12 protein-coding genes are annotated in these 21,305 nt (G+C 64.5%); 7 read left to right on the plus strand and 5 right to left on the minus strand.

Annotated features, from left to right (window positions below; translation table 11 throughout):
- Window positions 1–4: 4 nt before the first annotated feature.
- From ABW22_RS07080 to ABW22_RS07090, 3 genes are all read left to right on the plus strand, one after another.
- Window positions 5–517, plus strand: coding sequence for a chemotaxis protein CheW (locus tag ABW22_RS07080; protein WP_059753942.1), 513 nt, complete (start codon window positions 5–7; stop codon window positions 515–517).
- Between the two features lie 84 nt (window positions 518–601).
- Window positions 602–2,704: a methyl-accepting chemotaxis protein gene (locus ABW22_RS07085; protein ID WP_237763263.1), complete on the plus strand. Its 2,103-nt coding sequence runs from the start codon at window positions 602–604 to the stop codon at window positions 2,702–2,704.
- 70 nt (window positions 2,705–2,774) lie between these two features.
- The gene (locus ABW22_RS07090) at window positions 2,775–8,717 is read left to right on the plus strand and encodes an Hpt domain-containing protein (RefSeq protein ID WP_059753947.1); all 5,943 of its coding nucleotides are present in this window, start codon (window positions 2,775–2,777) and stop codon (window positions 8,715–8,717) included.
- Between the two features lie 186 nt (window positions 8,718–8,903).
- Here ABW22_RS07090 and ABW22_RS07095 read toward each other — a convergent pair whose 3' ends face one another.
- Complete coding sequence (locus tag ABW22_RS07095; RefSeq protein WP_059753950.1) at window positions 8,904–9,959, minus strand: Sfum_1244 family protein; 1,056 nt, start codon at window positions 9,957–9,959, stop codon at window positions 8,904–8,906.
- 175 nt (window positions 9,960–10,134) lie between these two features.
- Window positions 10,135–11,967 (minus strand): tetratricopeptide repeat protein, encoded by a 1,833-nt coding sequence (locus tag ABW22_RS07100; protein WP_059753952.1) that lies wholly within the window; start codon window positions 11,965–11,967, stop codon window positions 10,135–10,137.
- Window positions 11,968–12,294: 327 nt separating this feature from the next.
- On the opposite strand from ABW22_RS07100, the gene ABW22_RS07105 reads away from it, so the two are divergent.
- From ABW22_RS07105 to ABW22_RS07120, 4 genes are all read left to right on the plus strand, one after another.
- Window positions 12,295–13,344, plus strand: a complete 1,050-nt coding sequence (locus ABW22_RS07105) for a c-type cytochrome (RefSeq protein WP_059753954.1) — start codon at window positions 12,295–12,297, stop codon at window positions 13,342–13,344.
- Window positions 13,341–13,799 (plus strand): DUF302 domain-containing protein, encoded by a 459-nt coding sequence (locus ABW22_RS07110; protein WP_059753957.1) that lies wholly within the window; start codon window positions 13,341–13,343, stop codon window positions 13,797–13,799. The genes ABW22_RS07105 and ABW22_RS07110 overlap by 4 nt, the downstream gene beginning before the upstream one ends.
- A gap of 141 nt (window positions 13,800–13,940) precedes the next feature.
- The gene (locus ABW22_RS07115; RefSeq protein ID WP_082708619.1) at window positions 13,941–15,749 is read left to right on the plus strand and encodes a sensor histidine kinase; all 1,809 of its coding nucleotides are present in this window, start codon (window positions 13,941–13,943) and stop codon (window positions 15,747–15,749) included.
- 7 nt (window positions 15,750–15,756) lie between these two features.
- Entirely contained in the window at window positions 15,757–16,362 is a 606-nt protein-coding gene (locus ABW22_RS07120) for a response regulator transcription factor (RefSeq protein WP_237763264.1), read from the plus strand.
- Window positions 16,363–16,650: 288 nt separating this feature from the next.
- Here the strand turns inward: ABW22_RS07120 and ABW22_RS07125 are convergent, their stop codons facing one another.
- The 3 genes from ABW22_RS07125 to nrfD are packed head-to-tail and all read right to left on the minus strand — an operon-like array spanning window position 16,651 to window position 21,305.
- On the minus strand, window positions 16,651–17,085 hold the full coding sequence (locus ABW22_RS07125; protein WP_059753964.1) for a F0F1 ATP synthase subunit epsilon: 435 nt from the start codon (window positions 17,083–17,085) through the stop codon (window positions 16,651–16,653).
- A 31-nt stretch (window positions 17,086–17,116) separates the two neighbouring features.
- Complete coding sequence (locus tag ABW22_RS07130) at window positions 17,117–20,209, minus strand: tetrathionate reductase subunit A (protein WP_059753967.1); 3,093 nt, start codon at window positions 20,207–20,209, stop codon at window positions 17,117–17,119.
- A 10-nt stretch (window positions 20,210–20,219) separates the two neighbouring features.
- Window positions 20,220–21,305 (minus strand): NrfD/PsrC family molybdoenzyme membrane anchor subunit, encoded by a 1,086-nt coding sequence (gene nrfD / locus ABW22_RS07135; protein ID WP_059753969.1) that lies wholly within the window; start codon window positions 21,303–21,305, stop codon window positions 20,220–20,222.

Consider the following 21,305-nt stretch of genomic DNA (forward strand, 5'->3'; position numbering starts at 1 on the left):
CAACATGGCCAAGAAATTCAATCTGCGCGAATTTCAGACCACGCTTTCGCAGCAGTTGCAGGCTGCGGCCAGTCGCGACAACACCGGATCCCGTCTGGGCTTTCGGGTGGGCGATGTGAACTGGCTGGTGAGCCTCTCCGATACCGAGGAAGTGATCCCGGTGCCGCCCATCGTCAAGGTGCCCGGTGCGTGCCGATGGTTTCGGGGCGTCGCCAACATTCGCGGCAATTTGTTCGCGGTGAGTGATTTTTCCGACTTCATGGGGCAGGGCGTGACGCCCGACCACGCTGATTGCCGCCTGCTGATTCCGCATCACGATTTTGGCGTGAATGCGGCGCTGCTGGTGCGCAGTACCCTGGGTCTGAAAAACATCAAGCATTACCAGCTGCGTAGTGATCATGCAGCACCTCATCCGTGGGTCGCCCGCCAATACGCGGACGAAGCGGGCACCGACTGGTGCGATATGGATTTCGGCCAATTGCTTGGCAATGCCGGATTTCTCAAGGTTGAAGCGTAGGTCGGTAACCGACCGGATGTTGAAAACAGGGCGCGCTGGCGCCGATGAGTGGAGATTGAAACAATGAACGTGGCGACAACAACAATGAATGGCCTCAAAGGGCTGGCTGGCCGCATGACGAAAAAGGTCACAGGCAAGAGCGGGGGGGATCATACCGCCATGATCATGCAGGGCGTGCGAAAGCTGGCTGACAAGGAGCCCGGCCGCGCCCCGCTGATCGGCCATTTGCCCGTCGACAGGCAATATCTTTACGCCGGCGGCATCCTGGTCGCCTCGCTGATCCTGACAGCCGGCTTCACCATCTACAGTGCGATCCAGCTCGACAACCGGACCAGCTACGAGGCCCGGGCCGGTGACCTCAAGGTGCTGTCGCAGCGCCTGCCGCTGACGGCCCAGCAATCCGCGCTCGGTGACGCCACCGCCTTCAAGAAGCTGGCCGAAGGCAGGGTCGCGTTTCAGACGGCGTTGACCGGCCTGACCGAAGGCGACGCCGAGGTGCCCGCCTCCAGCGGCGCCGCGCGCACCACGCTTGAAACAATCAGCGCGCAGTGGAAGACGTTCGACCCGCAGGTCGCGCTGATTCTGTCGCAGCAGAAAAACCTGGTGACCTTGAACGAAAGCGTCAAGCGCATTAACGCCCTGAGTTCCGACCTGCAGGAGGTTGCCGAACAGCTCGGCAGCCAGCTGGTCGACGCAGGGTCGGGTGTACGCGAAGTGTCGCGCGCCAATCACCTGGTCATGCTGAGCCAGCGCATGCCGAAAAACGCCAACCTGCTGCTGTCGGCTGACCTGATCGACCCCGTCGTGGTGTTGCAGCTGGAAACGGACACCACCTCGTTCCGCGATACGGTGCAGGTGCTGATGACAGGCGTGGCCAGCCGCAGTGAAGACAGCATGCTGACCATGGAAGACCTGGGTGAAAACATGGGCGAGATGGTCGAGGCGGTGGGCGCGGTGCTTGCCAACACGCAACCGCTGCTGCAATCCAAATTGGCGGCCAACAACCTGTTTGTCGGCAGTGACAAGCTGCTGGCAGACGCGAGTCAGTTGTCGCAGGATTATCAGTCCGTCGGTGGCGCCGGCTATCTGTTGGCCGCCTTGTTCGGCCTGCTGGCGATCGGATCGCTGGTGGTGCTGGGGCTGGTCAACATCAACGAAACCAAATCACGGGCACGCAAGAGCGAAGAGGAAAACAGCCGCAACCAGGAAGCGATTCTGCGTCTGATGGACGAACTGGGCGAGCTGGCCGAAGGCAACCTCACCATCAACGCCAGTGTGACCGAAGACATTACCGGTGCGGTGGCTGACTCGATCAACTACACGGTGGAAGAGCTGCGTAGTCTGGTGCGGGGCATCAACAACGCCACGTTGCAGATGGACCAGGCAGCGAACCAGGCGGGTCATATCTCCGAGTCGCTGCAACATGCCTCGCGCCGCCAGTCCGAAGGAATCGAAGAGACCTCGGCTGCGGTGGTGAGCCTGGCGCAGTCGGTGCAACAGGTGTCGGGCAACGCCGCCGAGTCCGCCCGTGTGGCCGAACAGTCCCTGGCCGCTGCCGAAAAAGGCCAGCAGGCGGTGGCCAACGCTATTTCCAGCATGAACGGTCTGCGCGAACAGATCCAGGAAACCTCGAAACGAATCAAGCGCCTCGGCGAATCGTCGCAGGAGATCGGCGAAATCGTCGAACTGATTTCCGACATTACCGAGCAGACCAACGTTCTGGCGCTCAACGCGGCCATTCAGGCAGCGTCCGCAGGTGAAGCCGGGCGTGGCTTCTCGGTGGTGGCAGAAGAGGTGCAGCGGCTGGCAGAACGTTCTGCCGATGCGACCAAGCAGATTGCGGCGATTGTGAAGACCATTCAGTCGGATACCCACGATACGGTGGCGGCGATGGAGGTCTCGACCCAGGGCGTGGTCGAGGGCGCCAAGCTGTCCGATGCGGCAGGTCAGACGCTGGCCGAGATCGGCGACGTGTCGAAAACGCTGGCCGGACTGATTGCCGACATTTCCTCCGCTACGCAGAGCCAGGCGGAATCGACCGCCAAGGTGGCCGAAACCATGCAGGACATCAAGGCGATTTCGGTGCAGACCAGCAGCGGCACGCAGCAGACGGCCGAGTCGATTGGCAGCATGAAGCAGCTGGCGCAGGATCTGAAGAGTTCGGTCGCGGGCTTCAAGCTCGCCTGAGCGGACTGGCCACAGCGCGAAGCGAGCAGCCGCTCACGGCTACTGCAATCAACCTCGGGAACAACACACCATGAGCGCCTTACTCGATTACGATACCGGCCCGTTGAACTGGGTGCGCGGCGACATCGATGCCGCCCTGCAAGCCGCCTTGGGGCGCATCCAGGCATACAGTGTCGATGTCGATCTCACCAATGCCCTGCGTCTGGCGCGCGACGATGCGCACCAGGTGACCGGCGCGTTGCGCATGGTTGGACTGGAAGGCGCCGCCACGCTGGCGGGCGCGTTTGAGTCCATCCTGGACGACGTCAATGAGAACCGTTTGACGGCAAGCGATGAAGTCTTGCGCGCCTTGCGCAATGCCATGGAAGGCCTGCAGCGCTGGGTCAAGGATCTGGCTGACGGACGCGGCAGCGGCGAGCTGGCGCTGTTCCCCCTATACAAGCGTCTGCGCGAACTGCAAGGCGCCGAGCGGGTATTCGAGGGCGAATTGTTTTTCCCCGACCTGCGCTTGCGGACCCATGGCAAGACCGGCAACGATGGCTTGACGCAGGACGCGCTGGCCGCTGAAGTTAAAAAAATGCGTGGCCTGTTCCAGCGCGGCCTGCTGGCTTTTCTGCGCAATGTCGAGGCGGACCAGGGACTGCAGCGCATGCGTGAAGCGCTGATCGCAATCGAGCGCATCGCACCGTCGCAGGCTTCGCAAACCTTCTGGTGGGCGTGCGTCGGTTTTGTCGACAGCCTGATCGCACGCGGCGTCGAGGCCGACTTTCACGTCAAGCAGCTGCTCGCTCGCGTTGACCTGCAAATGCGCCGCTTGATGGAAGGCTCGCCGCAGGTCGCTGAACGCCTGCTCCGCGATGCGCTGTTCTTCGTGGCAAAAAGCCAGGCCATGGAAGGCCGCGTTGCGGAAGTCCGCTCGAGGTTCGGCCTCGATCGTTACCTGCCGGGCCGTGGCATGCTCGATCCCGAAGCGTTGGCGCGCATGCGCCCGGTGCTGGATGCCTTGCAAGCCGGCTTGAAGGCCGCGCGCGATCATTGGCATGCCTGGGTGGTAGGCAGTGCCGAGCAGCAGGAACAGTTTCAAACCCAGTTGGTACGCATGCAGCCGCAGGCGCAGATGCTCGAAAGCAGTGGCCTGATGCCCCTGCTGGATGAGTTGGGAGCGGCAGCCATTGCCGCTGTCGGGCGCGAAGGCGACGCGCGTGAACAGATGAACCTGGAAGTCGCTGCCACACTGCTGTTCATGCAGAGCGGCGTTGACCAGGAAGATGTTCTGCACGCCGATTTCGCTGTCCGTGCCGAAGGGCAGCGGGCACGCCTGCGTGCCTTGATCGAAGGCCGCGAAATGCCGGCCAGTAACGTGGAATCCACCAGCCAGCGCGAGGCTGAACGCGACATGCTGGTGCAGATGGCGCTGGAGGTTGGCCAGAACCTGAGGCAGATGGAAGAGGCGCTGGATGCCTTCTTCCGTGATGCCAACGAGCGCGAAGCGCTGGCCAACCTGCCCGCCCTGGCGCAGCAGGCGCAGGGTGCCCTGACCATGCTGGAATTGCCCGATGCCGCCAGCTTGCTTGCTGCAGCCACCACTACGGCACAATCATTCATCAGCGAAGGCTATCCGGATGAAGCGACCCAGCAACGCTTGGCCAACGCCTTCTCCAGCCTCGGGCTGTTTATCGAGTCCTACTGCGCCGGGCGTGCCGATGCCGCAAGCATGCTGCGTCCTGCATTGATCGAGCTTGGCGTGATCGACGCCGACAGCATTGATGAAAACGCGTTTGGCGATACGGTTGAGGCAGGTCTGCCCACCCGCAAGGCCGAGGTGCAGGCAGGTTATCTGGAATGGCGCAATCAACCCGACGACGCCACAAAAAAAAAATACCTTGATGCGCTAGTCGAGCTCGATCGCGACGCCGAACTGATCGACGATGCCATCCTGAAACAGCAGACGCGTGCCGCGCTCGACGCCAGCCGGGAGGCGGCCGAGGCGCCGCTGGCGCTCGATGCCGACATTGCGGCCATGACCGGCCTGGCGTTGCCCGAACGGGCCATCCCTGAAATCCGGCTGACGCAGGAAGGGGACGAGCCGGTTGCCGGCGAAGCGGCCCGCCCTCCCGCCGACCTGATGGAGGCGACGGCAGCGACCGAATCGATGGAAGCCATGTCTGCCGAGGACAACGCGCCGGCAGTCGGCGCGGTCGTCGAACTCGCGCAGCCGGTCGCCGCAGCTGAAGCGGTGCTCATCACCGAGCCGGCCGTGACGGTCGCAGCGGAAATGGCCGCGCCTGCCGAAGGTCCCCTCTTGGCGGTGATCCCTGAAGGGGTCGAGCTGGAACTGCTGGAAATCTTCCTGGAAGAAGCCAACGAAGTGCTGGCGGCCATGGGCGAGGCCAGCAATGCTTGCCAGAGCAATCCCGATGACCAGGCTTCGCTGACGATTATCCGCCGCGGTTTTCACACGTTGAAGGGCAGTGGCCGCATGGTCGGTCTGGAAGAGCTGGGCGAAACCGCGTGGCGTCTCGAACAGTTGATGAACGGCTGGCTGACCGAGAAAAAACCAGCCAGCAGCGAGCTGCTGCGCCTGGTCGAACGCGCCCGCGGTGTGTTCCAGGATTGGGTGGATGCGCTGCTGGCGAACCAGCCGGTGGTGTTGCCGGTTTCCGATTTGCTGGCAGCGGTTGATCGAGTGTCACAGGGTCAACCGCTGGATGTCGCGCCGGCTGCGGTCGCAACCGGAACGGCGTGGCCCGAAACGGCCGCCGACGCCGAAGTGGCAGTTGAGGCCGTGACTGCAGGCGAGCTGGACGTTGAGATGGCAGCCGAAGCGGAAGCCGAATGGCAGCCGCAGCCCGTTGTCGAGGCTGAACAAAATGCGCTGGCGGATGACGAAGCGGGCATCGTCGCAGCCACAGCCGAGATGGTTGAGGCCGCCGATACGCAACCCGAAGCGCTGGCGTCTCTGCCTGAGGTGCGCGCAGCCGAGGTGGGTGCCACCATCGAATACGCAGCAGCGGACGTGGAATCCGCCGGTGAAGAGCCTGCAGAGCCAGTTGGCCTGGTGGACGCCGAGGCTGAAGCCCATGTAGAGTCGCAGGCGCCTGACGAGATCTGCATCGGCACGGTCTGCCTGTCTACCGGCTTGTACGATATTTTCATGGTCGAAGCGCATCAGCGCCTGGCCGTGCTGCAGGAAGAAGCCCAGCGTCACGCTGATGTCGTCGACAGCACCGTCAGCGAACACGCGCGGCGCGCCGTGCACACCCTGGGCGGGATCGCGGGCACCGCGGGCATTGCTGCCCTGTGCGAGCTGTCGCAAGCGCTCGAGCAGTACTGGAACCGCTTTGTGCGGGTGGCACTGCCATCTGCACACCTGCCGTTGGTCCGGGAGTCGGTCGTGCGACTGCACGAGATGATCGAGACCATCGAAAGTGAACACCTGCCCGAGGCGGCAAACGATCTGATCGCAGCCTTGGGCGAGCTGGAAGACGAGCAGGCCATGCCGGCCGCCGAGTCGGTCTTCACGCTGGCGGCCGAAACCGCGCAGGCCGACGAAATGCCCGCTGAACCCGCCGTTGAAGCTGCGCCCGTCTACGCAGCTCCTATCAGCGAAGCGACCGAAACCCACCATGCCTCCGGCCTGCTTGACGTCGCCGCGCTGGTGTCCGACTTTAAACCGGCCGCGCCGGCACCGGTATTCGAGCGGCGTGAAGTGGCCGATGAAATCGACCAGCAGTTGCTGCCGATTTTCCTCGAAGAGGCCGATACCCTGTTGCCGGATACCAGTGCGCAGCTGCGTGCCTGGAAAGCCGCGCCCGGGGAAGCCGCTGCGCGCGACGTGCTGCGCCGCAATCTGCACACCATCAAGGGCAGCGCGCGCATGGTCGGCGCGATGCGCCTCGGTGAACTGACACATGTGATGGAATCCCGCGTGATCGCCGTGATCGATGGCCATCTGAGCGTAAGTGCTGACGTGTTCGAGACGCTGGAAGCGCAGCTTGACCGTCTGGCCGACACAGTGGATCGCCTGAAACTGGGCGATCTTGCGCCCGCCATCGAAGAAACGTCCGTACCGCTGGAGGCGCCAATCGAACCGGTGCCTGGCCCGATTGAGGCTGCCGCTGCGGTGACCGCTACGATGGCTGATCCGCTTGAGTCTGCGAAGGCGGCTACACGCGACAGCAATGCCCTGACCCTGCGGGTGCGTGCCGACTGGGTCGACCGCATGGTCAACCAGGCGGGCGAAGTGGCGATTGCGCGTTCGCGGATCGAAAGCGAAGTGTTTGCCTTCAAGCGCCACGTCAATGAGTTGTCGGAAGCCCTGGCACGCTTGCGCGGCCATATCCGCGAAGTCGAGATCCAGGCCGAATCGCAAATGCAGGCGACCTTCCAGACCCATGAGGGGACCGACGAGTTTGATCCGCTGGAGTTCGACCGTTTCACCCGCTTCCAGGAAGTCACCCGCTTCCTGGCCGAAAGCGTGAACGACATTTCCACCGTGCAGCACATCCTGCTGGCGCGCCTGGGCGAAGCCGACGCCGCACTGATCCAGCAGATGCGCCTCAACCGCGAACTGCAGCAGGATCTGCTGCGGGTGCGCATGGTGCCGCTGTATTCAGTGGCCGAGCGGCTGTATCGCACCGTGCGCCAGACCGCGCGCGACGTGGACAAACGCGCCCAGCTCGACATTCAGGGGGGCGAACTGGAAATCGACCGCTCGGTGCTGGAAAAAGTCACCGCGCCGCTCGAACACCTGCTGCGCAACGCGCTGGCGCACGGCATTGAATCGCCCGAGGAACGCCTTGCCGCAGGCAAGGCCGAATTCGGCGAAATCGTGCTCGCCGCGCGCCAGTCCGGCAACGAAATGATGCTGATCGTGAAGGACGACGGCGCCGGCCTCAATTACGCGCGTATCCGCGAAAAAGCCGAAGCCAGCGGCCTGCTGCTGCCGGGGGTCGAGCCGACCGAATCCCTGCTGGCGCAAATGATCTTTGCCGCCGGCTTCTCCACTGCCGAAACCGTCAGCCAGGTCGCTGGGCGCGGCGTCGGCATGGATGTGGTGAAGAGCGAAATTTCCGCCTTGGGCGGCCGCATCGACATCACCTCCACCCCGGGCGCCGGCACCTGCTTCAACATCTATCTGCCGCTCACCCTGGCGATGACCCAAGCGGTGATGTTCCAGGCGGCCAAGCACGATTACGCCCTGCCGACGCCGCTGATTCGGCAGGTGCTGGAACTCAAGCCGATCGAACTTGAAAAGGCGATGGCAGCGGGCGAAGTGGTGTGGCGCGGCGCGCACTATCCCTTCTCCTATCTGCCGCACCTGTTGGGCGACACCGATGCGGTGCACGAAGTGCAGCGTTACAACCCGGTGGTGCTGCTCGCCAGCGGCGCCAGCCAGGCCGCCGTGCTGGTCGACGTGATCGAGGGAACACGCGAAATCGTGGTCAAGAACATCGGTCCGCAGGTGGCCCGGATTACGGGGGTGGCAGGGGCCACCGTGCGCGGTGACGGACGCGTGATCCTGATCCTCAATCCGGTGCCGCTGGCGCTGCGCTGGGCCAGCCTGCCGCGCACCGCAGTGGAGCGCACGGCGCCCGCCGAGGCAGCCGAAGTGAGCGCCGCCCTGCAGCCGCCCTTGGTGCTGGTGGTCGACGATTCGCTCACGGTGCGCAAGATCACCACGCGCCTGCTGGCGCGCGAAGGCTTCCGTGTGGACAGCGCGAAGGACGGCGTTGATGCGCTGGAAAGGATGCACGACCTGATCCCCGACGTGGTGCTGCTCGACGTCGAAATGCCGCGCATGGACGGGTTCGAGCTGGCCCGCGTGATGCGCAACGACGAGCGCCTGAAGTCGGTGCCAATCATCATGATCACTTCGCGGACGGCGGACAAGCATCGCAACCACGCGATGGAAATCGGCGTTAACGTGTACCTGGGCAAGCCGTATCAGGAACAGCAACTGCTCGACAGCATTGCCGCGCAGCTGGAACAGAAAGCGGCGGTTCCGGCATAAGCCGGCGCCGTTGGCAGCGAAAAAACGGGCGCTCGGCGCCCGTTTTTTCGCCTAGGGAGACGCTGATTAATCCGTCTTTGCGAGGAGCGAAGCGACGCGGCAATCCAGAAATGCCCGCTTAATCAATGCGCTGGATTGCCGCGCTTCGCTCGCAATGACGGCTATATCGAATTAATCAGTGTTTCCCTAGCGTTTCAGACCGGCGAGGTCGCCGCCGGCCAGCGCATTGAGCTGCGCGTCGCCCTGCGATGGATCGCGGTGATAGGCCGCAGTCAGTTGCCGCGCCACATCCAGCCAGTGAGTTTCGGCCCTGGATACCAGGTCGGCGAGTTGGGCGGTATCGCGGCTGGCGAGCCAGCTTTCGTATGCCTGCGGCAATGCCGGGAACAGTACGCGCCGCAGGCCGGACAGATTGGCCAGATAAAAATGCAGCGAGCCGATGGCTTCGCGTTCAAGCAGGGTCGGCAGCGTCATCAGGCAGTCGGCCAGATGGTCGCGCACCGCGCGCACCAGCAGTTCGGCATGCCTCGACGTGAGCTGGCCGAGCATTTCATTCCAGTCCGCGCCCAGCAGCGATTCGGCGCGCGCCTCGCCGATCTCGTGCAGGATCATCGCCTCGCTTTCGGCCTCGGCCATGCGGTCGAGCCCGCGTTCGACATCCCGTTCGAAGTCGTAGTGGGCAAACGCGCGTCCCAGCGCGGTGTCCTTTTCCTTCCACTGCCATTCCTCATACTTGTTCCACAGCAGGCGGCGCACCGCGTCCATGCGCAGGAAGATGGCACCGTCGCGCATCGCCGCTGGCGGGGCGATCAGGTCGCGCGCATATTCGCAGCCGGCCACCAGCACCTGCACGCCTTCGCGCACCTCGGCGCGCTTGAGTTCGGCCAACACGAAATGGGGTTTGCGAAAATGCCCGAGCCCGCTGCTGTAGACCAGCCCCAGCGGGATCAGCGCACGGTTGATGTCGTCGGCCTCGAACGGATCGATGCCGATTTCGCTCAGCGGCAGCGGCGCGAACTCCTCTTCTTCCACCGTATCCCACAGGCTCTCGCGCGCATTCAGCCAGTCGCCGAGCTCGTCCTTGGGCAGGCGTGCGCCGTAGGGGATTTCCATTTCCCAGCGGTAGTACTCGCGCATTTCCAGCAGGAAGGTGCACATCGTCATGTCGCGCGCGTGGCGGGCGTCGGCGATGGTGCAGTTCTTCTGCACCGTGTCGATGAGGGCGGAGAGATTTTCGACCATGTGGCGCTCCTGATAACAGCTTCGCTTACCAGTCTACAAGTAAAAACAGCCCGGCATACGATCTTGCATGGGCTTTAGCCCATAGCAAGTCGGAGTCCCCTTGTGGGACAACCGGGCTGTTTTCAGGGGTATTGCAACGCGCTTAGCGCTGCCTGGCCAATCGACCAAGCCGCGGTTAGTGGCGCCGGGAAGAACCAAAGTAATTGAGGTCGGCGCGCGAGCGGCGGGAAAGTTCGAACCGCGCCGCCTCGGTGCCGCTGAACTGCCCGGCGAGCTGGCCATACACCTCGGTCGCCCAGACCTTGTCGTTGAGCGCATCGGCGATGCCTTCGGCCCAGCGCAGCTTGTCGGCGGGTTTGCTCAGATGCGTGCCGCACTCGGCATACCACTTCTTCAGCGTCTCGACCGGCAGGGCAAAGCCCTTCAGGCGGTCGATGAACTGGATGCAGGCGTCGCCGTTGGGGCAGGCGGCCGCGGCTGCGGCAAAGTATTCATCGGCCTTGGCGCTGTTACCCATGGCGGCGTACAGGCGGCCGATGTGGGTCAGCGCAAAGTGATCCTTGGCCTGGGCGCGTGCGGCTTCCAGCAGGCGGTCGGCTTCGGCCGCATCCCGCGTCGCGGCAAAGCTCGCCTCGGCGAGTTTTGCGAGGTCGTACACCGTGGCATTGGCATCCGCCGCCAGCGCCGCTTCGCGCATGGCGAGGTAGGTGCGCGCCTTGGACACGCCGAGTTCGCGGTGATGCAGCTGCGCGGCGGTGACCACCAGATCCTTGAAGGCGATGAAGTCGGTGGCGTTTTCCGCCGCGCGATCGAGCAGGCGGGAGAGCCAGTCGGTGTCGTCCAGGTTTTTGTCCACCGCCAGCAGGATCGGCTTGTAGCGCGAGAACTGGTAGCCGGTGCCGTCGAGCAGGGTCTCCGCGGCCTCGATCAGCTTGGCGGAATAGAACGGGTCTTCCAGTTCCAGCCGCACGCGTTCGGCCAGCGCGAGGAATTGCTTGACGCTGACGGCGTCCTTTTCCAGTTGCTGAAATTCCATGTAGCGCACGTGGTTGGCCTGGCGCTTCTCCAGCTTGACCTTCACCCGGGCCAGGCGCTCGGCGTCGTCGGCCAGATGTGCTTCAACTGCGGCCACCAGCCTGTACATCTCGTCCAGTCCGGCCACTGCTTCCTCGGCCTTATCCAGCAGCGCCGTGGCGCCCGGCTTGTCGCCCACGCTTGCCAGCCCCTCGGCCAGTTCGATGTATTCACCGGTGGCGGTGGCCAGGTCGCCCGCCTTTTTCAGCGCGGTTTGCATGAAGGCGGCATCCCCCGTCTGCCTGGCTGATTCGATCAATGTTTTTGCAGCGGCGAAGTCGGTCGCGCCTTCGAGTGCGCGTTGATACAGCGCTTTGGCTTTTTGCGGATCGCCCAGCGTCTTGGTCACCTCGCCTGCCAGCGCCAGCAGGTCGGGCACGCTGGAGAGCTTCTCCGCCGCCTTGTTGAAAATCGCTTCCGCGTAATCCTTGTCCAGCAGGTGCTCGGCCGAGGCGGCCGCCAGCTTGCTGTATTCCACCGCGCGCGAGATTTTTGCCTCGGCCTTTTCCAGCACCTTCTTGGCGAACGCGCCATCGGCGATCACGCGCATCACGTCCTTCGCCAGGTCGATCAGCGGGTCGAGGTTGTTGGTTTCCTTCAGCGCCTTTTCATAGGCGCCCACTGCCGCCGCCTTGTCGCCCAGCACCTTGAACTTGGCCTCGGCCAGCGCGACCTGCTCCTCGCCGCTCATGCAGTAGTCTTCCGCGGTCTGCAGCAGTTCCTCGGCGCGGTCCTGCTCGCCCAGTGCCTTGTAGACAATGGCGCACGCCGCCAGATCCTTGGTGAACTGGCAGTCGTCCGCCACGCGGTCCATCAGTTCCTTGGCGTAGGCCGCGTCTGCGGGTTCCTGCAGGGCTTGCAGCGCCAGCGCGGCATAATCGGCGCCGCCGCTGCATTGGGCTTCTTTGGGGGTGAGGGTGTCGCGGGTGGCCATGGATGTCTCCGTGAAAGTGTGTCGCCCGATTTTCCGCCGGCGGGGAGCGGGCGGCCAATAAGTAATGTCGATGGCGGTATTAGTGAGGCGGGGTGTCTGTCCGGGCCGGGTGTCGATCCCAGAACGATCCCAGAAGGGGGCGGCCCGGCGCCAGGGCATGGGAGCGCCGGGAAGCAATCCTGGTGCAATTTCCCCGCAGTTTGTTTACAGTCTATATCTTCGAAAGTGGACGTTGTTTCTCATATAAAATAAATATGTATTAATATAATAATATATTAAATATTGTGCTATATATTTACTACGTATGTGAAAAGGAGGGTCGAAATCATGCTGACGCGTCTACTGGTTGTCACCTTGCTTGCCGGGCTAGGCCTGTCCCCGGCCTTGGCCGCGCCGGACGGTGCGAAACTGTACGGGCGCAACTGCGCCGCCTGCCACGGCGAGACCGGCACCGGCGGCATCGGTGTGCCGCTGGCGCTGCCCTCGTTCCAGGCCGGGATCAGCGACGACTATTTGCGCAAGACCATACGCCTCGGCCGGCCGGGGCGGGTGATGCCGTCGTTTGACCATCTGGACAAGGCCGAAATCGAGGCCATCGTCCGCCATGTGCGTGGCTGGAACAAGGGTCCGGCGGCCACCTATTCCACGCGGCCGGTGAAGGGCGATCCGGTGCACGGCAGGCAGCTGTTCGGGCAATACTGCGCCGCCTGCCACGGCGCCAACGGCGAAGGCAGCAAGGGCACCGGCGTCACCTTTTCGCGTCCGCGCGATTTGTCCATCATGGCGCCCGCGCTGCACAACCCCGGCTTCCTCGCCGCGGCCACCGACGCCATGATCAAGGCCACGCTGATGCACGGCCGGAAAGGCACGCCGATGACCTCTTTCCTCAAACAGGGGCTGAAGGAAAAGGACATCGACGATATCGTCAGCTACGTGCGCAGTTTCGAGAAGCAGCCCTTGCCGGAAAGCGCACAGGTACTGGACGTGGAAAGTCCGGTGATCGTCCGCGATTCTTCCTACGACCTGAAAACCACGGTGGAAAACGTGAAGCAGGCGGTGACCACCAACAATTTCTTCTACGGCCGGGTGCAGACGCTCGAGTATGGGCTGATCGAGCCGGCCCGGGAAAACCCGAAACAGGTCATCGTCTACTTCTGCAACATCAGCCTGCTCAACCAGGCGCTGGCCGTCGATCCGCGCGTGGGCATGTTCCTGCCCTGCCGCATTACCATCCTGGAGCGGGACGACGGCAAGGTGCAGGTGATGTCGGTCAACCCCAAGGTGTTGAGCCGGCTGTTCAACAACGCCGAGCTGAATCGCCTGTGCGAACAGATGAGCGAAAGTTATACCCGGATCATGGAGGAGGCGACGATATGAACACGCTGATGAAATGGATGGCTGCCGTCGGACTGCTGCTGGCGACGATCGCACCCGCGGCGGCGGCGGACCTGCTCATGGTACGGGTGGACAAGCTGTTTCCGGAGGCGATGGCCCAGTTGCAAAGTGCCATTTCGTCACGCGGCTACACCGTCACGCGTCTGCAGGAAGTGAACGAAAACCTGGAGCGGCGCGATTTCAAGAGCGACATGTACCGCGTGGTCTATTTCGGCAAGTACGAGGAGGTGAAGCGGGCGACCGCCAGCCATCCCACCCTGATCCCTTTTTTGCCCCTGAATATCACGATCTTCGCGGAAGGCGACCAGACCATCGTGGTGGCAAGCCACCCGCAGGCCTTGCGGCGGCTCTTTCCGGATGCAACGCTGAAGCCATTGTTTGAACGCTGGGAAAAGGACGTGGTGGCGATCATGGATGACGTGCGCGAAGGCAAATAGCTGCGTCTCCCGGGCGGCGCCCGGCTGGGGCGCTGCCGCCCCTGCGCCCTTCGCGTCCAAGCCGGCAACGCCCTTAAATACTGTACGGAGCGGACGCAAGCGGGAACGACGGTTGCGGCACGAATCCAGGGGAAGGGTGGCATGAGCACTGCATCGGTACGCGGACACCACCGGCGGATCCTGTTTCTGGCCGTGCTGGTGGCCGTGCTGGCGCGCCCTCCCGCGGCCCATGCGCAGGCCGCGCCGCCGGTGCGGATCGGCGTTCTCGCTTTCCTCGGCGTCGAAGTCGCCTTGTCCACCTGGTCCCCGCTGGTGGCGCATATCGAGGCGTCTTTGCCGGCGCGGCGTGTCGTCCTGACGTATTACGATGTGGCCGGTTTGCGCCAGGCGGTGCAGCAACAGGCGCTGGATTTCGTCATCACCAACAGCGGCCAGTATGCGGCCCTGGAATCCGAATTCGGCGTCAGCCGCATCGCCACGCTGGAGTCGCCCGGGGTGCCCTCGCCCTCGCAGGCTATCGGTTCGGCGGTGATCGTCCGTGCCGACCGGCGCGACCTGAACGTGCTGGCCGACCTCAAGGGCGAGCGGGTGGCCGCCGTCGGCGAGGATGCGTTCGGCGGCTTCCAGGTGGCCTGGCGGGAGTTCAGGCGCCAGGGAGTCGAGCCTGGGGATTTCGCGCGCCTCGACTTTGTCGGCTTCCCCATGCCGCGCATCGTCACGGCCGTGGCCCGTGGCCAAGTCGATGCGGGAATCGTGCGCGCCTGCCTGTTGGAAGATCTGGCGCGGGACGGGGCCATCCGGCTCGCCGACTTCAAGGTGCTCTCGCCACGCCAGGTGGAGGGCTTCGCCTGTGGCCTGTCGTCCGATCTCTACCCGGACTGGCCTCTTGCCACCCTGCGCCATACCGATCTGCACCTGGCCAAGGCGGTGGCCACGGCGCTGCTGTCGATGCCGGTATCCCCCACAGGCTATGCCTGGACGGTGCCGGCGGATTACCAGGCGGTGCACGAACTGTTCCGGGATTTGCAGATCGGCCCTTACGCCTATCTGCGCGAGACCACCCTGCAAGCGCTGGCGCGCCGCTACTGGCCGTTCCTGTTGCTTTTTTTCGCGGCCCTGGCCGGCTGGATCGTGCACGCCGTTCGCGTCGAGCAGCAGGTCCATGCCCGCACGGCGGCGCTACGCCAGGCGCTGGCGCAGCGGGATGCGGCCGAAGCCGGCATGCGCGCGCACCAGGAACAGTTCGACCATTTGTCCCGCCTGTCGATCCTGGGCGAGTTGTCCGGCACCCTGGCGCATGAATTGAACCAGCCGCTGGCCGCCATCGCCAACTACGCCCAAAGCCTGGTGCGCCGCCTCGACAGCGGCCGCTACACGCCGGCGATCCTGGCCGAGGCGAGCCGGGAAATCGCCGCCCAGGCGGCGCGCGCCGGCGGCATCGTGCACCGCATCCGTGCCTTCGCCCGCAAGCGGGCCGCAGTGCGGGAGCGGCGCCCCCTGGCCGAGCTGGTTCGGGAGGCCGCCGCCCTGTTCGGCGGCATGCTGCCGGGCGCGCCGCGTATCGACATCGCCGACCGCCTGCCGCCCGGTACGCTGGTCGAGGCGGATACCCTGCAGGTGGAGCAGGTGCTGCTCAACCTGCTGAAGAACGCCGCCGATGCCATGCAGGACCTGCCGCCCGCCGAGCGCGCCATCGACGTCACCCTGGAGCAGGCAGGACACCACTACCGGATTGCCATCCGTGACCAGGGCGTTGGCCTGGCGCCGGCGTCCACGCAGCACCTGTTCGAGCCTTTTTTCACCACCAAGCCAGACGGCATGGGACTGGGCCTGTCGATCTGCAAGACCATTGTCGAGGCTCACGGCGGACGGCTGTGGGCCGAGGCCCACGCCGACGCACCCGGCATGACGTTTATTTTCACCCTGCCCGCCGATGACCCCACCACTTGACCGAGCCTTGATCCATATCGTGGACGACGATGAGGCGCTGCGTCGTTCCCTGGTGTTCCTGCTCGACTCGGTCGGCTGGCGAACCCAGGCCCACACCAGCGCCGAAGCATTTCTGGCCGCCTACCAACCGGGAGACCCCGGCTGCCTGGTGCTGGACATCCGCATGCCCGGCATGAGCGGGCTGGAATTGCAGCAGGTGCTGCGAGCCCAAGGGCGGACGCTGCCGATCATTTTCATCACCGGCCATGGCGATGTCTCCCTGGCGGTGCAGGCCATGAAGCAGGAAGCCTGCGATTTCCTGGAAAAACCGTTCAGGGATCAGGTGCTGCTGGATGCGGTGACCCAGGCGGTGCGCCGCAGTTGCCGGGAACTGGCGGCGGAACGGCGCCACGACCAAGCCCATGCGCTACTGGAACGGCTGTCGCCGCGGGAGCGGGAAGTGGCGCTGAGAGTGGCCCATGGCCTGCCCAACAAGCTGATCGCGCGGGAACTGGATATCAGCGAAAAGACGGTGCATGTACACCGTCAGCATGTGATGGAGAAAACGCACACCGGTTCCGCCGCCGAGCTGGCGCGCCTGATGCTGCGCGCCGACCCGGCCGACCTGGATTGAGCAGAGGCTGGCGGCCGCCGGTTGGATAGCCACATGGCTGTTTCCAGGATTTACTACGGCGGAATTTCCACATCCGGACGCAATGCCCATTCCGCAAGGCCATGTCATCCATGTGTTATGCGTCTTCACATTAAACCTGGAAAAAGCAGTTCACCACAGAGACACAGAGAAAACAAGAGCTTGCATCTGCCAGCCGGTTCGCCCATGGGGTGAGTGCCATTCAGCCGATTTTCTCTCGTCGAATCAACTCTGTGTCTCTGTGCCTCTGTGGTTCAAGAACTGCTGAATTCAGGTTAAACCCTTCTTGCTGTGGCGCAACTTCTGAATGCCCTGCAGATGCGCAAGCGCCTTTGCCAGTTCGACCTCCAGCTTTGCGTATTCCATCGCCGTGACGCGGTTTTTCATGGTTTCCTCGGCCTTCCGTTTTTCATCCCATAGATTCCCTTCCTCCATGGTCTTCTCCCGGATAGCCATGTCGGAAAGAATCGTCACCCCCTGCGGCTGCACCTCCAGCATTCCGCCTGAAACGTAAACCACCTCCTCTTGCATCTGGTGCGGAATTTTCAGCCGCACGACACCGGGTTTGAGGCGGGCGAGCATCGGCGCATGCCCGGGGTAAATGCCGACCTCGCCCATTTCCGCCGGCGCAACAACAAACTCCGCCAGGCCGGAAAAGAGCAATTCCTCGATGCTCACTACATCCACATGCATGGTCATTGCCATGGGCTAGCCCGTTTAGCCACGATCAGTCCCGCTAGGCGCGCGCGACCGTGGCTGGCAGGCCGTTGCGCACCGAGGTGCCCGAGACCGCGTCCACCCACACCGACTTGCCCTGGCGGGTCGGATCCGCCAGCCCCAGGTCGTTGAGGTTGACCCCGGCGCCGATGGCCGGCACCTCGGGCTGGCGCGCCTCGCCGATGCGGTGCGCGCGGGCGCCCAGTTCCTTGTGGCCGAAGCCGTGCTCGACCGCCAGCACGCCGGGCATCACCCCGGCATGCACGATCACGCGGCTACGCACGCTGCCGCCGGGGGTGCGGATCACGGCGGCATCGCCGCTTTCCAGCCCGAAGCGGGCCGCATCCGCCGGATGCATCAGCACCGGGTTCTCCGGGTGGATGCCGCGCAGCCGCGAGGCGGCGATGGAGTAGGAGTTCTGCAGCGCCGACTTGAAGCTGACCAGTTGCAGCGGCCAGTCGGCCTCCGGGTAAAGCGTGCGCATCGGCGTGCCGTCGGCGAACACCGGCTCGGTCCAGGTGGCGCAGCCGGTGAAGCGTTTGCCGGTGATGCTGTTTTTCGCCGCGCCCAGGTTTTCGTTGTAGATCTGCAGGCCATTGTCGTAGCGGTGGGTCATCCATTCCGGGTTGTCCTCGCTGTAGGTTTCCTTGGCGGGCTGGTAGCGCCCGCCGCGGGCGAGGATGAAGGCCACCTTGCGCACCTCCTCCGGCTTCAGGGTGCGTTCCAGCAACGGCCGCAGGCGTTCGACGCCGGACAGCAGAATGTCCTCGTCGCTGGCGTCTGCCACCGGTTCCTTGCCGAGCCAGGCGATGTTCGCGCCGCCCCGCAGATACCAGTCTTCCGGCCGCTCCAGCGGGTAGGTGTTGCCCTCCATGTCGGCGATGGCGCCGGGGCCGAAGCCGGGCAGCGCCATGGCACGGGCCAGGGCGATGAAGAAGGTCTCCATGCCGATCGCCTGGCCGTCCGCCAGCTTCTCCGCCTTCGGCTCCACCACCGGCCAGCGCGCGGTGCTGGCCTTGGTCGGCACCGCGCCCCAGGCCGAGGCCCAGCCCCAGCTCTCATACAGCAGCGAGTCGGGCACGATGTAGTCGGCGAAGGCATTGCTCTCGTTGATGAGCGGATCGATGGAAACAATCAGCGGAATCTTTTTCGGATCCATCAGATCTTTTTCCACCTGCGCGCGCACGCCCGGGATGCCGTACACCGGGTTGGCGCTCCACAGGAACAGCGCCTTGATGCCATAGGGATAGCCGTTGGCGGCCCCGGTCAGCCATTCGGTGGCCAGGCCGGGCGCGTTGGGGAACCACGGCGCTTGGGCTGGATAAGCCTTGCCCGCCGCCTTTTTCGCGGCGAATTCGGCGGTTTTCTCGTACGGCGCGTTGCGTCCCAGCGGCATACCGGCGGGTTTTTCGATCATGCCGGGGAAGCTTTCCAGGTTGTAGCGCGGACCGGCACCGGCATCCTTGAAGCCGCCGCCGTTCATGCTGAGCCCGCCTTTCCAGTTCAGGTTGCCGATCAGCGCGTTCAGGGTCACCACGCCGTAGGCGTTGTAGAAACCGTTGCCGGCCATCATGCCGCCGTGGGCGACCGCCGCCGCGCGCTTGCCGTGGCTGGAAAATTCCTTCGCCAGGGCGGCGATGGTCTGCGCCGGAATGCCGCAGGCGGCGGCGTATTCGTCCGGGCTGTGGAGGAAAGCCTGCTCGCGCAGCAGTTGCAGCGAGGATTTGACCTGAAGCGGCTGGCCGCCGGCCTCGACCACGCCGCCCACGAACAGTTGCGCCGACATGGTGGCCTTGTCGTGAAATACGGTCTTGTCCTCGGCGTTGAGCACCACGAAGGGGTCGTTTTCCTTGTAGCGCTCCTCCTCGGCGAGTACCAGCCCCAGGTCGGAGCCGCGCAAGAAACGGCCCTGGCGCGGATGGCCGGGCTCGACGACGACCAGGTGGGTAGCGTTGCTCCAGGACGGCTCGCCGGCCGCCTTCGCCACCGTCATGTTGGGGTGGGCGAGATAGTTTGCGTCGTAGCGCTGGTTTGCGAACAGCCAGCGCATCATGCCCATCACCAGCGCGCCGTCGGTGCCGGGCTTGATGGGAATCCAGCGCCCGCGCTCGCCGACGGCCATGTTGTCGGCGTTGGTCAGAACCGGGTCCACCACCACGTAATTCAGCTTGCCCTCGGTGCGGCCCTGGGCCAGCAGCGCCCCTTGCCGCTTGAACGGATTGCCCGCGTTGGCGGGCGCGGTGCCGATGAAGAGCGCAAATTCCGTGTTGGCGAAATCCGGCTTGCCGTGAGGCATTTTTTTCATGTCGCCGAACAGCGCGCCGGAGCCGGAACGGTAAGCGCCGCCGCAGTAGGAGCCGTGGCCGACAAAGTTCAGCGTGCCGTATGCCTGTTGCATGAAACGCTTGCCGAAGGCCAGACGGCCGTCGTTGACGCTGGTGATGAGGGCCACCTGATTCACTTTCGGACCCAGTTCCGGGCGCTGCGGGTCGATCGGGGTGGCCAGGTCGCGCAGGGCCTTCAGGCCCTCGACCGGGCCTTCCCCGAACAGGTCGCCGCCTTCCGTCAATTCCCGTATCAACTGTTCGAACGGGATTGGTTCCCAGCGCCCCGAATTGCGCGGACCCACCCGCTTCATCGGGCGCAATACCCGGAACGGCGAGTCCATCTGCTCGAGCACCGCGTTGCCGCGGCCGCAGGCGGTGGAGCGCCCCGCCAGGCCCTTGTCCTGGAAACCGGAAATGGCGACGAAACTGTCCCGGATCGACGCCTTCATCGGCAGGTGCGGCTCGGTGGACAGCGGGCTGTACGGGTTGCCGGCGACGCGCAGCACCTTGCCGCTGGCACGGTCGATGCGCACCCGCACGCCGCACAAAGTGGTGCAGCCGAGGCACATGGTGTAGCTCACCTGCTGCGCGGGGTTCACCTTCAGCGTCCCGGTTGCCGGATCGATGTTGAACTCGGGTTCGAGGGAGGCGCCGTGATACTGGCTCTTCGACTTGTCGCGGCCCAGCAGGGGCTTGAGCATGCGCTCGGCGGTGGCGCTGAAGCCGGCACTGAAGGCGATCAGGCCGCCGGCGGCGAGAATCTTGCGACGGGTGTTAATGGTCATGACATTCTCCTTAGGCCTGGGCGCGGCGCTGGCCGGCCCAGGGCAGTACTGAGATCAGCAGGATCAGGACGGCGATCCACAGGCCGGCGGTGCCGACGATGCCGAGTAGCCCGTCCTGGCCCAGGGGCAGGTGGTAGTCGTAGAAGCCGGCGCTGGTTTTGGGGATTTGCTGGCCGCCGATAAATATCGTCCAGCGCATCATCCAGGCGCTGTGCAGGGCGATCAGGCCGGCTGCCAGCCGCCATTCCGGATGCCGAACGGCGAGCCAGAGTGTGGCCAGGGCGCTGCCGGCGGCCCACACCGCGGTGATCCGCCAGGCGGCCGAGGGGGCCACTTGCGCCAGCGCCTCCGCGTGTCGCGGGGACAAGCCGGTGACACCCAGCAGCAGCCAGGCGGCGCCCACCGCCAGCACCAGCACCTGGGTCGCCGCCAACAGGCGCAGCAGATGGGTGCCTTCCGCCGCGCGGCCGTCGCCGATGGCGCGGTCCAGCACCAGCACCAGACCGATGGCGCCGGCCACCGCGGTGATGAAGAACTGCACCGGCAGGAAGGGCGTGTCCCACAATGGCCGGGCGCTCACCACCATCACTTCCATGCCGGTGTAGAGCGCCACCAGCGCGGCGCCGGCCAGGGCGAGCACGGCGGCGATGCGGGTCGCGCCCAGACTGTCGTGGCCGCCGTAGGCAAACGCCCGGTAGATGCCCGCCCCGCGCCCGCCGATGTCGGCCAGGCGCTTCAGATCCGGGCGCAACACCAGCCAGGCATAGAGCGCCAGCCCACCCAGGTAGAGGGGGATGAAGAAGGCACCCCAGGCCATCCAGGAGCCGAGATTGGGGTGCAGGTAGAAATTGAGGAAACGGGCGGGCTGGTGCAGATCTGCGAGCAGGGCCACGGGCGCCGTCAGGCCGCAGGCCAGCGCGCCCAGCAGGGCCAGGCGGCTGGCCCGTTCCCAGGCGGGTCGGCGCAGCACGAACCAGGGTAGGGTGAGCAGAAAACAGCCCACCGACAGACCGATCAGGAAAAAGTACTGGACCGCCCAGGGCAGCCACGACACTTCGCGGGCCACGTTGACGACTTCGACAATGGATGTGTTCAT

Source organism: Thiobacillus denitrificans (genome assembly GCF_001530125.1).
In the GTDB taxonomy this organism is placed as follows: domain Bacteria; phylum Pseudomonadota; class Gammaproteobacteria; order Burkholderiales; family Thiobacillaceae; genus Thiobacillus; species Thiobacillus denitrificans_C.

Bases quoted from the DNA above. Each gene is read 5' to 3' on its own strand.
- ABW22_RS07125 (WP_059753964.1), bottom strand. From the start codon at position 17,085: ATGGCAATGACCATGCATGTGGATGTAGTGAGCATCGAGGAATTGCTC.
- ABW22_RS07110 (WP_059753957.1), top strand. From the start codon at position 13,341: ATGAACACGCTGATGAAATGGATGGCTGCCGTCGGACTGCTGCTGGCG.
- ABW22_RS07115 (WP_082708619.1), top strand. From the start codon at position 13,941: ATGAGCACTGCATCGGTACGCGGACACCACCGGCGGATCCTGTTTCTG.
- ABW22_RS07130 (WP_059753967.1), bottom strand. From the start codon at position 20,209: ATGACCATTAACACCCGTCGCAAGATTCTCGCCGCCGGCGGCCTGATC.
- ABW22_RS07080 (WP_059753942.1), top strand. From the start codon at position 5: ATGGCCAAGAAATTCAATCTGCGCGAATTTCAGACCACGCTTTCGCAG.
- ABW22_RS07105 (WP_059753954.1), top strand. From the start codon at position 12,295: ATGCTGACGCGTCTACTGGTTGTCACCTTGCTTGCCGGGCTAGGCCTG.
- ABW22_RS07095 (WP_059753950.1), bottom strand. From the start codon at position 9,959: ATGGTCGAAAATCTCTCCGCCCTCATCGACACGGTGCAGAAGAACTGC.
- nrfD (WP_059753969.1), bottom strand. From the start codon at position 21,305: ATGAACACATCCATTGTCGAAGTCGTCAACGTGGCCCGCGAAGTGTCG.
- ABW22_RS07100 (WP_059753952.1), bottom strand. From the start codon at position 11,967: ATGGCCACCCGCGACACCCTCACCCCCAAAGAAGCCCAATGCAGCGGC.
- ABW22_RS07085 (WP_237763263.1), top strand. From the start codon at position 602: ATGAATGGCCTCAAAGGGCTGGCTGGCCGCATGACGAAAAAGGTCACA.
- ABW22_RS07090 (WP_059753947.1), top strand. From the start codon at position 2,775: ATGAGCGCCTTACTCGATTACGATACCGGCCCGTTGAACTGGGTGCGC.